This window comes from Microcoleus pseudofavosus SVA1_A4 (genome assembly GCF_036700565.1).
In the GTDB taxonomy this organism is placed as follows: domain Bacteria; phylum Cyanobacteriota; class Cyanobacteriia; order Cyanobacteriales; family Microcoleaceae; genus Microcoleus.
The window spans coordinates 16,219-31,453 of record NZ_JAUBPE010000016.1 but is presented as its reverse complement, the minus strand read 5'-3'; the positions used below and the strand labels follow the sequence as shown (position 1 = coordinate 31,453).

Sequence of the window (15,235 nt, the reverse complement as noted above, 5' to 3'; positions counted from 1 at the left end):
TGTAGGGAAACGGCACTGCCGTGTCCTGATTTCGGGTGATATTAATTCCGATGCAACCGGAATTGATATCATCTGATAGGCTAATATTCGATGTAATTTAAAATTTCAGGTTTTTCTGTGAGTAAAAGTCGCGAACCAGTCGAAAGTTTACTTCTCTACTATTTATTCAAGTGGTCGATTGTCAGCCCGATGCTGCACCTTTACTTTCGCGGCCGCATCTACGGTGCTGAAAATGTTCCGGCAGAAGGGCCGCTGGTGGTAGTCAGCAATCACGCCAGCGATTTTGACCCGCCGATTTTGTCTAATTGCATGAGGAGGCCGGTCGCATTTATGGCGAAGGAAGAGTTATTTAAAGTTCCTATTTTGAAGCAGGCAATTACGCTTTACGGTGCTTATCCAGTGAAGCGGGAAAGTGCCGATCGCAGTGCAATTCGATCGGCTATCAACTCTTTGGAAAATGGCTGGGCGACGGGTGTATTTTTGCAAGGAACTCGCACCCCTGACGGCAGAATTACTGAACCGAAATTAGGTGCTGCACTGATCGCTGCTAAGGCTAAAGCACCGCTGTTACCTGTTAGTTTGTGGGGAACTCATGCGATTTCTATCAAAGGTTTGCTAGTGCCGCAACCGGTGCCGTTAACTATACGAATTGGTAAAGTAATTGAAGCGCCCGGTTCCTCGGATCGGGCCGAGTTGGAAGCGCTGACTCAAAGATGTGCGATCGAGATTAATGCGATGCACGATTTGGGGCGATAAGCATCGATAACATGGCAAATCAGGACACGGCAATGCCGTTTCCCTACACCGAAATTATCCATCGCCCCATTGAATCATCTAATCATCGATCGATTAATTGTAGGGACACGGCAATGCCGTGTCCCTACGGGGAGCTTATCATCCTACTTGTGATTCATCTTTTGCTGCGATTTCTGCGGTTACATAGGCAACAGCCAAAGGGGCAACTTTTTCTGTAACTGCTGCGATAAGTTCGCGGTCAAAGTCAGTCCAAACTCTGGGGCAATCGAAAATACAAGGCTGCAAAACCCCCCACAACAAGCCGTCAGCACAAAGGTGAGCGTGAATCAAAGCTCGATGTCCGAAATCTTTCGCCTCAAAATCTTTGTTGACAATTTCAGGATTTGCTGTTTCAACATCCTCAACAAAAATCGAAGGTTCAGTTCGCAAAGCTGCTGCAAACAAAGGGTCTTCTTCCCCTAAAGATTCCGGTTCTTTTTTCCATTCCGCGTCCCTAATATCTGGATAGTTCGAGTTGCGACGCCAGCAGTAAGGTACTCGGCCAGTTTGGGTTTCAGGATTGCGGAGGTAGAGAAAAACGCGATCGCAATTTAACACCTCGCCTAAAGCCGGCACCAAAGCCGAAAAAACAGCATCCGCACTCTTGCTGTCACTCAAAATTTGCTCCAGAACTTGTGGCAGAATTTGGTCGGTCATTAACTTTAGCTATTGAAGTTCATCTACTGATTTTAAACTACTGGTTCTATTCTCTTCTGTTAAGCATTGGTGATCAGCGTCTTCCCGGTGTCTTAAATCGCTATAGAAGATAAGTTTTAAAACCAGAGGGAATGGGGAAAAATTTAAAACTTGCTCAATGCTTCCTTTGTTTATTCAATTCTGGCTTGGCTTAAGTTAGCACCCGTATAACCGGTTGTCAGCCAAAGAATAGCTCTAGCACCGTCGCGAACAGCTTTTTCCACCGGTTCGGGGGTTCGCCCAGACGGAACTGCCACAGGCTTGAAACTAATGCCTCGACTGCCGAGCACGATTTCGCCGATAATCTGAGCTCGCCGCATATGATCGTCAGAAGTGATCAGATACACGCTCTCAATCCCTCTAGCTTTCAATTCATCTACCAGGGTGGTAAAATTTGTTACCGTATCCACCGCTCTATAGTCTAAGTGCAGGCGATCGGACTTAATTCCCGCTTCTGAAAAGACCCATTCTGCGAACTCTGGATTGCTCCCAGAAGACACCCAAATCGGCAACTGAGGATGGTTGCGAGCAAATGTGGCGGCAAACACCTCTCGCTCCGTAGCCCCACCTAGAACTAACACAGCTTGGGGTCTCTGAAATTCGCTCTTAAGCTGCTGATAGCCAAACCAACACGCCATCAAAAGCCCTACTAGGAACCAAAAACTGCGTGAAGTGTTCAAACGCTGGTAACGCCGCTTGTTTAAATTGACTCTTAACCACATCTAAACCTATAAAAACTTTATGTAGCTGACAAAGGAACCATAACAAAAAATACCGCACGTACAGCCCACTAACAGGAATTAAAAATTAAAAATTAAAAAAGGGTCAGGGGATTTGAGATTTGAGATTTGAGATTTGAGATTTGAGATTTGAGATTTGAGATTTTAGATTGACTCTACGCTTGTGCTGGGGCTTAAACAGGCGATTTCAGATTTGAGATTTCTGATTTGAGATTTCAGATGGGACTCTATAGAGGTTCTGCGTAAGTCCTCGTCTTCAAGCAAATATTCGTCTGTGAGCCAATTCCTTAGCGGATATGCAAAACAGAAGGGAAAAACTTAAGCTTCACCCTTCTGCTTTTAATTTTTCTTAATTTTTAACGGGACTGGCCGGAGTCGAACCGGCGACCTAGCGCTTCAGATTTGTGTGAGTTTCCCCACTCTCTGGACTATACCTTCACCATAGGCTTGCAGCCTTTAGGCGGTGGCCGTCTAGTCTCTAGACCTTCCTGATTTCAATAATAGCGATCGCACAATCGCCACGAACTCAGGCTTGGCTTGGTATTGCCTTAGAGTCATAGGAACCCACGAACTCTTTAGGTTTCACCGAGTTTGACCACATTCACTCCCAGAGTTTCCTCGCAGGGTGCCCGATTCTTCAGGAGGCGCTTGCTCTATCCATCTGAGCCACAGCCCCAGTTGCTGAACCGTTTTGATTATAGCAGCTAATGTCGATTTTGAATTTTTTATTTTGGATGATTAGGGAGCGCAAGCTGCAAGTTTCGCAGCGATGCGGGCAAAGTTTTCTGCTGCGGTGAGTTTACCGGCACCGTAACAGGCGCGCTGTCTCCATGCGGTGACGGGGAGGTGTCCGGGGGGAGCATTTTCGTTGAAGGAGAGCTCGCTGTAATATTTCCAATTTTCCTTGACTCGCCAGCCGACTCGATCGCAAAATTCAGTATAATTTGCCCCGGTACTTTCCCAAATCTGCTGCTGTACGCTCAACCCGAACCGCCCGCTGCTGTATTGTTGCCAAAGTTGGTCGATCGTGCGAAGGTCTGTAGGAGGACAACTGTCAATATCGGCTGCACTCAGCCAGCCTTCATCTTCCCTGAGAGTAATTTGCAGCAAGATTTCCCAAGTATGTTCGTCAGCTTTGCGCCATTTTCCGGTTTCTAACAGCTTTGTCAGTTGCCGGTAATCCATCCCCACTTCGGAAAGTGCCGGAGTTTTGTCGGGTATGGCGCCGATTTTCTCTTCCAGCCTTCGTAGAGTGCTGACAATCAATTCGGGGTTTAGTTGTTCGAGGCGGTACAAAACCCATTCTAACTGAGATTGAAGGTACGTGCGGGCGATCGCACCTTGCTGCAATTCCTGTTGCAACTCGTCAAATCGCGCTGACCAATTTTGTTGATTGCGGGCCAATTCCCACATTTTTTTTGCCCACTGCAATCTAACTTGTTCTTTTTTTAAATAAGTTTTGGAAGGCTTACCACGCTGCGGGTAGGGAGTCAAATCCCAGCCGCAAATTGAGCAAAACTCTGCTTTTTCTTCTATGTATTCAGCACCGCACACTGGACAGTTAGACATATTGCAGTAAATTCGGTTGCCAAGTAATTATATGATATCAATTCCGCTCTTCATCGGAATGATATAAACGGAGGACACGGCTTGGCCTAAGTCCCTACCACGATCGATTGTAGGGACACGGCAGTGCCGTGTCCTCGCTTATCATTCCGGTGCAGCCGGAATTGATATGATGTTTGATAAATTAACCATAATTCAAGTAGGTGCGCCGTGCGCACCCTACAATTTCAGTTAATTATAAGTGTAAGGTGCGCCTCGGCGCAGCCTAAAGTTAGAGTTAATTAAATAGCTCTAACAAGGCAAGCGAATAGTAAACAAACTGCCTTTGCCCAACTCAGATTTTACCTCGATCGTGCCGCGGTGAGCTTCGACTATTTGGCGGCAGAGGTGCAGTCCCAAACCTGTGCCAGATTTCTTGTGAGTTCCCGAACCAAACCTTTCAAATAACTTTGCTTGTTCTGCGGGAGAAATGCCCGCGCCTGTGTCTTTGATTTCTATGATTACCCATGCCAGGGGTTGGTTTTTGAAGCTGGTATAAGCAGGTGAATTGGCAGCTTTTAAGCTGACATCTATTGAGCCGCTGTCGGTGAATTTAATCGCATTTCCGATTAAATTTGTCAGCAAGCGGTGCAGTTCGAGACGATCGCCCGGATACTTCGCAATCGGTGCACTTTCTGCACTTTCTGTCAAGTCTAAATTCAGCGACAAACTTTTAGCATCGGCTAGGGGAGCGAGTTCTTCAGCTACCTCAGTAATAAGCTGGCGCAAGTCCACGGCAGCGAAACTTAGGGATTTGCGGCCTGCTTCGTAGCGGTAGACTTCCAGCAACATATTTACCATCGCGATCAGGTTTTTGTTGCTGCGAACCATCGTCCCGAAAGCGTCGCGCATGGGAAGGGAAATTTCTCCCAAAGCTCCCTGCTGCATTAAGGTTAGCATTCGATCGGCGGCTACCAGGGGCGTCCGCAAGTCGTGAGCGAGTCGGGAGACAAAATCTTCGCGCTGGAGGGCGATCGAATTGCGCTCGTCTACGCTGTGTTTGAGCCGCAGGAGCGATCGCACCCTAGCCAGCAGTTCGTCCATTTCCACGGGTTTGCGGATGAAATCGTCTGCTCCCATATCCAGTCCCTGGACTACGCTCGCACTGTCGTGAGCTGTGATCAGCAAAATCGGGATAAAGGGCAATTCCTTATTTTGTCGCATTCGCTGCGTGACTTCGTAACCGTCCATTCCCGGCATCATTACGTCTAGCAGTAACAAATCCGGGGCTGACTTGTCAATTTGGCTCAAGGCCGAAAAGCCGTTGTCGGCCGTGCTAATGTCGTAACCTTCTTCTTCCAGAATTGTCTGTACCAACAAAACATTATCTGGTGCGTCGTCTACCACCAGAATGCGATCGGCTTTTGTGGCATTCGGAACAGATAAATAATTCATTTAAGTCGCTGGAAATAAATACTAACTTTAATCTTGCATCCGATTTATGTTTTCACATTTTTCCACTTGTTAACTCTGTCATAAGGAAGATATCAAAACTTTACCCAATCTTTTTACTTTTGAACACTCGGATGTGATATAATCTACTACTTTGTTGTCATAGTATGCACGCCGTCCCAATCGTCGGGCGGGGGCACTTGCAAATAGCTCAGGGCTCGCTCAATGTGAACTTCCACAGGTCGATCGCTCGGTCGCATCGCTAAAGCCGCCTCAAAAAAACTAATAGCTTTCTGAAAATTTCTAGCAATATAAGTATCCCGACCGTTGCTGTAAAGTTCCAAAAACTTTTGGGTTTCCCCGTCCAGAGGCTCAGCACTATTTTGGACCAACTCGTAAATGCCGATCGGCTGATTTTGGCCTTTAACCCGCACCTTGTCCAACTCTCGCACCCAAATGCGATCGCTGCACAAACTGTAAGTAAATTCGCTCAAAATGATATCGCAGCGGTACTCCTTTGTAAGCTGTTCCAAGCGCGAACTCACATTCACAGCATCGCCGATGACCGTGTAATCCATCCGCTTTTCGGAACCAATATTTCCCGAAACCACTTCTCCCGAACTAATTCCTATTCCGAAGCAAAACGGATCTTTGCCGGGGCGAGAATCATTAAACTCTTTCAAACGCCGGCGCATATCTAAAGCCGACTGAACCGCCATCCAACCGTGACTTTCGGGAGGATTCAGCGGCAGGGGCGCGCCGAACACCGCCATTAAAGCATCGCCGATAAACTTGTCTAAAGTACCTTCGTAGTGGAAAACGGCCTCCACCATCGTCTCAAAATACTCGTTCAGCAGGGATACCACCTCCGACGCTCCCAGATTTTCGGTCAGGGTGGTATAGCCGCGAATGTCAGAAAATAAAATAGTAACTTCTTTGCGTTCGCCCACCATCAGGGAGCCTTCGCCCAAGGCCATCACTTTATCTACGACTCCGGGAGTCAAGTAGCGGTACATGGTATTTTTCATCCGCTTTTCGCGGCTGATGTCTTCGAGCACCACTAAACCGCCGCGCACGCCGCCTTCTGGATTGAGCAGCGGGTTGACAGTCAAATTCAAACTGCGTTCAATTACTTTAATTTGAGAGGCCGAGATGGGAAGCGGACAATAAGGGTGATATAGCGCAGAATTGGGCAGCGAAAATAGAGATTGAGAATTAGCTAATTCTGTTAGCGCTACTTCTTCAGTCCACGCACTGTTTTCGCCCCAAGCATAATATAAACCAGGGTTTTCAGGATCTGGCACTGCCAAAATATAACTTTCTGCTTCTTCTGCTTCTTCTGCTTCTTTTTGTTGGGGATTTAGGGTTTTTTCCACCAACAGTCCCAAAGTTAAACTTTGTTCGGGAACGTAATGTCTGGCAGCATTCTTGAGACTGTCTTCCAGTCGAAATTGCAAATTGTCGATCGGCACTACTTCCCAAACATAGCGATTCACAAGTTTATCTTCCCAAATCTGGGGATTTTGTTTGCTTTTAGCTTGATTTACCGGACAGCCCAACAATTCTAGCGCTGCTTCGTTGATTGTCACAACTCGCCCCTTCAAATCCGTGGAAATTACTGCATCAGAAAGACTTTGCAGCATATCTTTCTGATACTGCTTTTCCACCATCACGTTCTGAAACAGTTGAGAATTTTGCAGCGCCATTCCCGCTTGAGAATTAAACGCTCGCAAAAACTCTTCATCGGAAGTAGTAAAAGTGCCTTGGTTCTTATTAATTAGCTGAGTCACCCCGATCAGCTCACCTTTAGCGTTATGCACCGGCATACACAAGACAGTCCGAGTGCGGTATCCCGTTTGCTTGTCTGTAGAGGGATCAAAGCGGGGATCGTCGTAAGCATCTGTAATATTTAGACGTTGACCGGTCGAAGCGACGTAGCCAGCAATTCCCTTATTAGCAGGAATGCGGATTTCCATCATCGTTTTGCCGTCGGCCTTTGCGACTTTTGTCCACAATTCGTTGGTTTCCCGATTCAACAAAAATAGCGTGCTGCGATCGGCCTGCATCAAGTCCCGTGCTTGATCCATGACAGCGCGCAAAGTTGTTTCCAAGTCAAGACTTTGCCCCAAAGTAGTGGTGGCTTTCAGGAGGGCGGCAAGCCCTCGCTGGTTGCGGGCTACGACGTAGAAAGACTGACAGCTTTCGAGAATAATCCCGATCGAATCAGCAAAAGCCTGAAACTGCTGTTCGTCTTCCTCGGTAAAGGGCACATTACCAGCTTTATTTAACAGTCTGACCACTGCTACTGGTTCGTGTTGGCTCTTGCTGCTAAAAATCGGCATACAGAGAATGGTGTTGATGTGGTAGCCCGCAGGTTCATCAACTTCGGAACTAAAATGCTCGTGATCGCGAGCTGAAGCAACATTGACTAATTCTCCGGTAGTTGCGACGTGGCCTAAAATGCCTGCATCCATCGGCAAGCGAATTTCTACATCTATGCCTGTGCTAACATCGACCGTTTTGTGCCACAGTTGATTTTTGCTGGGGTCAACCAAAAAAATTGTTGTCCGGTCTGCTTGCAGAATTTGACCAATTTTGACAGTGAAGGCATCTAACAGTTGCTCTAAGAGAGATTCGAGTGCTTCATTGTTAATCAGGTCCATCGCCCGGATAAATTGCTGAAATTCAGCCGTGATAAAGTCCAGCAGGCAAACTAATTCAGGAACTGGCAGGCTCTTAACACGCGAGGTCAATGCCCCCATAAAATTGACTTGACTCAGTGTAGCCAGAACGCTACCAGCATTGGAGAATGTCATGATTAACTGCTTGCTCAGAGGGGTAGGCTGACCCGCAGGTCGATCGGGGAAGAGATTCTGCGGCGGTGCAAACTATTTAAGTTGTTTGCTTTTCAAGCCGCCACTCGGTTGTCGCTTTGATGAATCGTGAGTTCAAAACTGGCGGACGCAACTTGAGTTTGCTTGTTATGTATGCTCGATCGATTGTTTTGTTTACAACCTCGATACTGATGAGGGTTCGTCAATTAAACCTTAACTTGAGTTCGGAACACTGCCAGCCTGAAAATTAGCTCGCAGGCTTTCGTTCGATCGAGCGCCGGCCATGTAGATTTGACGCTATGTGCTCGGCTGCTGCGCGGTGTGACTGTTTTAGCGCACTCGGCGACCGTATCCGGTCTGGTGAAGGGCGCTATTATGTCGCGTGTGCGAGGCATTTACAAAGCTACTCATAGTCTAATGGTAAATGCAACAGCAGGATAGCTACGGTTATCTAAGTAGCAAAAAGTTCGATCGGTTTTTGAGGAAGCGCGTTTTTGCTAGAAACTGACGGTTGGGCGAGCAAAGCTACAGCGTATTCCATGTATTATGTGGTACAGACAATCTGTGTAGTAAGTAAGGTGCGTCGCCCACGGGCGATCTGCAAGTTCCACGCTCACATGGAACAGCGACGCACCCTACAAAACAGAAACCACACAATATCTGTTTAAAGGCGCGACAGCTTATGCCATTTAGGCAGCCGAGGGCATGGACTGGGCAAATACCACCGATTGATAGTAGCGCCGCAGTTGTGCGGCGGCGGCGGCCCAACCCCAGCGTTCAGCTTCTCGGCGAGCGTTTTGGCGCAGGGTTTCCCGTTCTTCGGGATTCGCAAACAGACGCTTTGTGGCAGCTAGGGCTCCTGCTTCGTCGGCGGGGTCAAATAAATATCCGTTAACGCCGTCAGTGACAATATCGGGAATTCCACCACTGCGCGCCGCCACTACGGGAGTCCCCGCAGCCATTGCTTCTAGGAGCACCAAGCCCAGGGTTTCGGTGCTCGACGGAAAAATGAAGGCATCGGCAGATGCGTAAGCAGAAGCCAATTCTTGCCCCTTGAGGTAGCCGACAAAATTGGTAGGGGTGCCGGCAAAATATTGTTCGAGGGTTTGGCGGTGCGGGCCGTCTCCCACTAGGGCGAGGCGGGCGTCGGGAATGGCTGCGAGGACTGGTTTGATGCGTTCGATTTCTTTTTCTGCACCGAGGCGGCCGACGTACAGCAGCAGGGGACTGTCTGGGTTATTTTCCGAAAGGCGCGATCGCATTTCTCGACTTGCTAATTCGGGGACAAACATTTCAGTATCTACGCCCCGCTGCCACAAATCTACTCGCTCAATGCCGTGGGTTCTCAATTCCTCCACCATTGCTGTAGAAGTACACAGATTTAATTCTGCTTGGTTGTGGGCACCTTTGAGCAATTCCCACAATAAAGGTTCGAGCACTCCAAAACCGTAATGGTGCAAATATTTCGGCAAATGCGTGTGGTAAGAAGCCAAAATCGGAATGTTCAACTTTTTGCCGTAATATATACCGCCCAATCCCAAAATAGCGGGATTGACAACGTGAATAATATCCGGTTTAAACTGCTGTAATTGGCGACCGACAGCCGGAGAAGGAAGTGCCATTTTCAGTTCCGGGTACATCGGCAAAGGCAAACCCTCCACACCGTAAACTCGGGCGCCTTTGTATTCTTTAATCCCGTAATCTGGAGAAAATATCAGAACTTGTTCGCCCGATCGCTGCAAGTGATCTACAGTGTGAATCAGGCGCGTCACAATGCCATCTATTTTCGGCAGAAATGTTTCAGTGAAAAGAGCAATTTTCATAGTAAGTTACTTAGAGAGCCGATAATCCTAGCCTCTGGGAGATGTCGGGGTCGATGACAGGATACACTGTCTCACAAGGAGTCAGTAATTGCGTGCTATCGCCTCCGTTATATTGACGCTGTTGCTGTACGAATTGGGAAATATCCTCGATATTAACAATCCATTCTCGCGCGTAACTGGCTAAAACACTGCCGCGCAAACCGAGTTGAATTGCGCGCCGATCCATTTTCGATCCATTTGGGTGATGGTCCGGATCCCATTGCAGCCGTACAGCCGAATTTTTAACAGCTTGTTGCCATTCTTTTTCGCTGCCATACACTGCTGGAACGAAATTGGAATGGACAGCAGATGCTAAAATTTCGTTAAAAGCCGATCGCTTCAACCAAATAGCCAGAATTACTTCTTGTCCGGGTTTTGTTCCCCATTCCGATCGATACATCATCCATAGGAAGTTTGGCTTAATCCAACTCATACGATTCAGACTGAATTCCCCACCGAAATAACCTTGTTCCGCTGCAAAAAGACCGATCGCCGGACGGTAAGCTTGGTACACTACAACGGTATTTTCGTCAAATTGTGCCAGAATGTGACGACCTGTTTTCGGCCATTTACTTGCCTGGTTTAAGTATGGTTCGGTTCGCAGATTCATTGCCACTAATTACGAGCGATTTTTTTCTAACGGTAAGGTACAAACTCCGTAAATTCCGATAAATACAATTATCCCACCTAAAAGTAACCCCACACCTTCAGCAAAGCAATTAATTCGGTGAATTTCCTGTGCTGTTTTGGCAATTAAGATTTCTTTTTCCGCAACAGAAGACTCTTGGCTAACGAGCGCGGTAATTTTGATTGCTCGCCGTTAGTGCAGCCCATTCCGGTATTAAATAATAAGCACAAACTGCACTAGCTAAAAATCCAGGCAGAACCACCAAAAACAACAGAATGAGAATTCGACTTTTCACGGCTTTATTCCCAAACAGCCAGCAGTAAAAACCTTATGCCATTTTTCAATTAAGCGCAGAGGACGCAGAGAACACAGAGCAAAAGATAAAAAAAGATAGATATGAAAAAAGTAATCTACACCGAAATTGATTCAGAACTTGCAAACATTTCTCCTCTCTTCCCTATTTTTATCTTACTTCGCGCCCTTCGCGCCTTCGCGGTTCGTTAAAAAATCTCTTACCCCGCAGGTAGATACCAGAACTTACTTCCAAGAAACCTTCGGCAAAATCTGATTTTTATCGACGCGGTGCTGATATTTTGTGGCAAAATTCAGCAGAGAATCGAGCAGGGAATCTGAGAGGTAGTGCGGTTGCAAGCCGAGGTCTAGCAAGTTGGTGTTTTTGGCATTGAAATAATGTTCTTCTTTCTCGACTCTGGGATTTTCGATGTTGTTGATTTCTACTTTTAATCCCATTGCCGTGCCTGCTTTTTGCACCAATGAGGCTAAGTCGCCGACGCTGAATAGTTCGGTGAATTGGTTGAAGACTCGGAATTGTCCGGCTTCGGCGGGGTTGGCGATCGCCAATTCCACGCACCGCACGGTATCCCGAATGTCTAAGAAACTGCGGGTTTGTCCGCCAGTTCCGTAAACTGTCAGAGGATGACCGATCGCAGCTTGAATGCAAAATCGGTTCAATGCTGTCCCGAATACTCCGTCGTAGTCCAAACGGTTGATTAGCAGTTCGTCCATGCCGGTTTCATCTGTGAGTACGCCGTAGACGACGCCCTGATTTAAGTCGGTGGCTCTTAGACCCCAGATTTTGCAGGCAAAATGGATATTGTGGGAATCGTGGACTTTGGAAAGGTGATAAAAACTTCCAGGCTGTTTGGGATAGGGTAGTGTATCCTTGCGGCCGTTGTGTTCGATCGTAATGTAGCCTTCTTCGATGTCAATATTCGGCGTGCCGTATTCGCCCATTGTCCCCAATTTCACCAAGTGACAGTCGGGGAAATCTTCGCGGATGGCGTACAGCAGATTCAGTGTCCCAACTACGTTATTAACTTGGGTGAGCACTGCGTGTTCGCGATCGATCATCGAGAAAGGTGCCGAACGCTGTTCGCCGAAATGGACTACAGCCTCTGGTGCAAATTTTCTCATGCTTTTGCTGAGAAAATCGTAGTTGGTGATGTCACCGACGAACAACTCGATCGACTTGCCCGTTAAATCTTGCCATCGCTGGAGTCGTTGCTGAATCGGTGCAATGGGAGTGAGGGTGTCGCTGCACAGTTCCAGATCCCAGTGCCGCCGGACGAAACTGTCGAGGATGCCAACTTCGTAACCTTTGTTTGAAAGGTAGAGTGCGGTTGCCCAACCGCAATAGCCATCGCCACCAATAACCAGGACTTTCATAAAACAACAACGGTGAATCTTGCTTGCCAATACTGGGTTAATGTACCAGGTAATGGTGCATTCTGAACCTTTAATCAAGCGTGTTCGCCCAAGAGGGAATCAGTTTTTTTGTATTAAACCTGAATTTCGTCGGCGAAACTGGCGCGGCGGGTGAATTCAAAGGGGCCGGCCTGGGCTCCCCAGACGTGGGCGTCGGTTTCTGGGTCGCGCCCGCGATCGTGGCTAATAAATTTGTCTTGGTCAATCTCGAATTCGCTGTCTAGATAAGTTTTTTTGCCCTTTCTGACCACCATGCAGCCTTTTCCGGGTTCGACAGACCCTTTGAAGCTGTTGCCCGTCCACTGCGTAATAAAGGTGCAGCCGGGAAGCAGTGTCAGTTGTGCTTTTTTGATTTCTTGCAGCCGTTGCGGGTCGCGGGCAGCGCCGTAGAATTGTTCTTCGTTTTCTATGGCATAATTTTCGATGTCGATTCGATCGCCCACCGGCACTAATTTTAGCACTCGGACTCGGTACGGTACGTGCAGTTCGATATCGTAGGCTTGTTCTAGGTACAAGCTGATCCCGTCGAGAACTTCGACTGGCAAAGGTCTCATGCAGACGCGAATATGGGCGAAGAAGGGCGGGTTTTCAAATGCTTGGGCTTGGTTGCTGAAGTCGGCGGCCATCCAGCGGGCGAGGGTGACGATATCGGTGGAATGAGTCATTTCGATTTTCGATTTTGGATTTTAGATTTTAGATTGGGGAGGCGAGTAAAATTTATTTTAGGGGAAAGGGTGGCCTCTTTGCGGGCGATCGGCTATAAATATTTAGAGAAATGGATTGCAGAATTACCATGAAACTAGAATTAGTTTAATTTAGCACTATCCAAGCTGTGGCTTATGACGAAAGAACTTCCACTTTGGAAGTTCTTTTGAATAGCGGCAAGATATATCGATACTTGGAAGTTCCAAAAACGGTATACTTATAATTGATGGCATCTGACTCAAAAGGTAGTTATATGCCAATACGGTTCAGTTAAGGAAAATTGTAGCGAAAATGTTGGGCGGAGTGAAACGGAGGGTTCGTTGACTCGTGCCCAACCTACGCACTCAGCTAATGTCTCACGATTAACAATATATGGATGCGAGCTTTTATACGAATAACAACTGCTCTATGGAAGATACAGACCTATAAAAGGAAGTTAAATTGTTCTTATGTAAACCATATTGATTTATACTTAATCTTCCTTTCTGTAGAAGAGGGCTACTCAGGAAAATGTCTTAAAAGTAACTGGTAAGCTTGAGATTTAGGAAGAAAATTCGATAGATATGCCTTAAAAACTTTTAACATTTGTATGAGTTTATTTCCGATTATTTTATCCACATGAAATAACTGTTTATTATCTAAATAAGCAAGAGAAACTGCTTCAATTCCTAAATCTATTGTCTCTATATCCCATTTTAAATCATCAGGATTAGCAATTATATATGCAATGTCTTCTGCGATTTTCACTACGATCTCAACATCAGGTTCTGCACTACCAACATACCCTGATAAAAAATTCAAGAATACTTGTTTTTCAACAAGGGTACCAGTATATAACAAGGGAAATAATTGTGTGTCAACAGAGTATTTATTTGAAATACGCCCAAAAATTCCTCCTAATAGCCATGAAGGTTCATCGCTATATCTTTCAGTAGATAAAGACTTTAACTTATCAAATAAGCATTGAATTACTTTACGATCCGAATAATTATTAAAGAAAGTATCGATTTCATCGTCGTCATCTATGTCAAATATTGTATCTTCAAAAAAGGCTTTTATTTCTCGATCGGAAGTTACCATTTAAATATGTTTTACTCCTACGTTAAGGCCTGCATCATTAAATAATTTCTGAACGTTATCTAAAATTTCAGCACCTGAGATTTTTTGAATATTTGACTGGGATTGTTTGATTCTATTACCAAAATCTGAATAATACAATCGTTCCGCTAAAAAACCATTCGATACACCGCTAGCAAAACCCGCACCCCACTCTCCAAACATCCCCAGAATTTCCTCACCCTAGCCCCGATGCCAAGCGCAAAAGTAGGGTGCGTCGCCATCGACAATTCTGATCCTGATACAAAAAATCGGTAGCGACGCACTTTTGCGGCATCATCAAGGGGGTGCGTCACTACGATTTGGTGTCTACTCGCGCTTGGGCTTGCTCTGATGATTTGACAGATAAGCGATCGCAAATAAAGCAAATCCAATCAATGCAAAGGAGAAAATAGTTGTCAGAGTACCCAAAGCGTATAGGGCAGGAGACGTGACGTTGGTAGTCATTCCAAAGATTTCTAGGGGCAGAGTATTAGTGTCTCCCGATGCCAGAGAAGTGCGCGTGAATTCATCGTAGGACAACGTAAAACTCAGGAACGCCACCCCAATTACACTAGAGGCAATCAGAGGAAAAACAATTTGCCAAAATGTGGTGACATCGTTTGCACCCAAGTCGCGGGAAGCTTCTTCATAAGCTGGATTAAACCGCCCGAAAATCCCCAGCATAATTAAGAACGCAAACGGTATAGTCCAGGTGAGATGAGCTCCTAACGCTGAGGTATACCAGGCGTTTTCTAAACCCGCTAAGTTGAATACAACCGCAATCCCTAACGAAATCAAAATACTGGGAACAATCAGGCTAGAAATGGTGAGGTAAAAAATCAAATTCGCTCCTTTGAATCGGCTGCGAAATGCCATCCCTGACATGACGCTGGTGATGACGGTCAACACCATAACAATCAATCCCAACCACAGCGATCGCCAGAAGGCATCGGTAAAGTTTCCTACCCGCTGTTCTTCAAATACCGATTGCATCCACATCAAGCTAAACCCTTTCATGGGAAAGGTTAAATTGCCTTCAGGGCCTTGCAATGACAGGATAAAAACGGCGGACATCGGGCCGTACAGAAACAAAACAAACAGTCCAAAGAAAGCAGCCAGAAAGTAATAGGATAGCGGGCGTTTTTTCCCTTCCAT

At 46.5% G+C, this 15,235-nt stretch carries 15 protein-coding genes; 2 read left to right on the top strand and 13 right to left on the bottom strand.

The window, feature by feature from the left end; all coding sequences use genetic code 11:
* The first annotated feature begins 117 nt into the window (after nt 1-117).
* Nucleotides 118-756: a lysophospholipid acyltransferase family protein gene (locus tag QUA02_RS09370; RefSeq protein WP_333026894.1), complete on the top strand. Its 639-nt coding sequence runs from the start codon at nt 118-120 to the stop codon at nt 754-756.
* A gap of 138 nt (nt 757-894) precedes the next feature.
* Here the strand turns inward: QUA02_RS09370 and QUA02_RS09365 are convergent, their stop codons facing one another.
* From QUA02_RS09365 to QUA02_RS09320, 10 genes are all read right to left on the bottom strand, one after another.
* The gene (locus QUA02_RS09365; RefSeq protein ID WP_333026892.1) at nt 895-1,452 is read right to left on the bottom strand and encodes a GAF domain-containing protein; all 558 of its coding nucleotides are present in this window, start codon (nt 1,450-1,452) and stop codon (nt 895-897) included.
* A gap of 170 nt (nt 1,453-1,622) precedes the next feature.
* On the bottom strand, nt 1,623-2,213 hold the full coding sequence (locus tag QUA02_RS09360; RefSeq protein ID WP_333026890.1) for a YdcF family protein: 591 nt from the start codon (nt 2,211-2,213) through the stop codon (nt 1,623-1,625).
* A gap of 756 nt (nt 2,214-2,969) precedes the next feature.
* Entirely contained in the window at nt 2,970-3,800 is an 831-nt protein-coding gene (locus tag QUA02_RS09355; RefSeq protein WP_333026888.1) for a GUN4 domain-containing protein, read from the bottom strand.
* A 288-nt stretch (nt 3,801-4,088) separates the two neighbouring features.
* On the bottom strand, nt 4,089-5,231 hold the full coding sequence (locus QUA02_RS09350; RefSeq protein ID WP_333026887.1) for a sensor histidine kinase: 1,143 nt from the start codon (nt 5,229-5,231) through the stop codon (nt 4,089-4,091).
* A gap of 146 nt (nt 5,232-5,377) precedes the next feature.
* On the bottom strand, nt 5,378-8,044 hold the full coding sequence (locus QUA02_RS09345) for a GAF domain-containing protein (protein WP_333026886.1): 2,667 nt from the start codon (nt 8,042-8,044) through the stop codon (nt 5,378-5,380).
* A 707-nt stretch (nt 8,045-8,751) separates the two neighbouring features.
* Nucleotides 8,752-9,885 carry a glycosyltransferase gene (locus tag QUA02_RS09340; RefSeq protein ID WP_333026885.1) on the bottom strand — a complete coding sequence of 378 codons (1,134 nt, stop codon included), beginning with the start codon at nt 9,883-9,885 and terminating at the stop codon, nt 8,752-8,754.
* Nucleotides 9,886-9,895: 10 nt separating this feature from the next.
* On the bottom strand, nt 9,896-10,534 hold the full coding sequence (locus QUA02_RS09335; RefSeq protein ID WP_333026884.1) for a DUF4291 domain-containing protein: 639 nt from the start codon (nt 10,532-10,534) through the stop codon (nt 9,896-9,898).
* A gap of 178 nt (nt 10,535-10,712) precedes the next feature.
* On the bottom strand, nt 10,713-10,847 hold the full coding sequence (locus QUA02_RS09330) for a hypothetical protein (protein ID WP_333026882.1): 135 nt from the start codon (nt 10,845-10,847) through the stop codon (nt 10,713-10,715).
* Nucleotides 10,848-11,089: 242 nt separating this feature from the next.
* Nucleotides 11,090-12,238 (bottom strand): NAD-dependent epimerase/dehydratase family protein, encoded by a 1,149-nt coding sequence (locus QUA02_RS09325; protein ID WP_333026881.1) that lies wholly within the window; start codon nt 12,236-12,238, stop codon nt 11,090-11,092.
* Nucleotides 12,239-12,351: 113 nt separating this feature from the next.
* Nucleotides 12,352-12,942: a chromophore lyase CpcT/CpeT gene (locus QUA02_RS09320; protein WP_333026880.1), complete on the bottom strand. Its 591-nt coding sequence runs from the start codon at nt 12,940-12,942 to the stop codon at nt 12,352-12,354.
* 158 nt (nt 12,943-13,100) lie between these two features.
* On the opposite strand from QUA02_RS09320, the gene QUA02_RS09315 reads away from it, so the two are divergent.
* On the top strand, nt 13,101-13,205 hold the full coding sequence (locus tag QUA02_RS09315; RefSeq protein ID WP_333027014.1) for a KTSC domain-containing protein: 105 nt from the start codon (nt 13,101-13,103) through the stop codon (nt 13,203-13,205).
* 275 nt (nt 13,206-13,480) lie between these two features.
* Here the strand turns inward: QUA02_RS09315 and QUA02_RS09310 are convergent, their stop codons facing one another.
* The 3 genes from QUA02_RS09310 to QUA02_RS09300 form a co-directional block, all read right to left on the bottom strand.
* Complete coding sequence (locus tag QUA02_RS09310) at nt 13,481-14,062, bottom strand: hypothetical protein (RefSeq protein ID WP_333026878.1); 582 nt, start codon at nt 14,060-14,062, stop codon at nt 13,481-13,483.
* A complete protein-coding gene (locus QUA02_RS09305; protein WP_333026877.1) occupies nt 14,063-14,263 on the bottom strand; it encodes a hypothetical protein in 201 nt (66 codons plus the stop codon). It lies immediately after the preceding gene.
* A gap of 144 nt (nt 14,264-14,407) precedes the next feature.
* The gene (locus QUA02_RS09300) at nt 14,408-15,235 is read right to left on the bottom strand and encodes an ABC transporter permease (RefSeq protein WP_333026876.1); all 828 of its coding nucleotides are present in this window, start codon (nt 15,233-15,235) and stop codon (nt 14,408-14,410) included.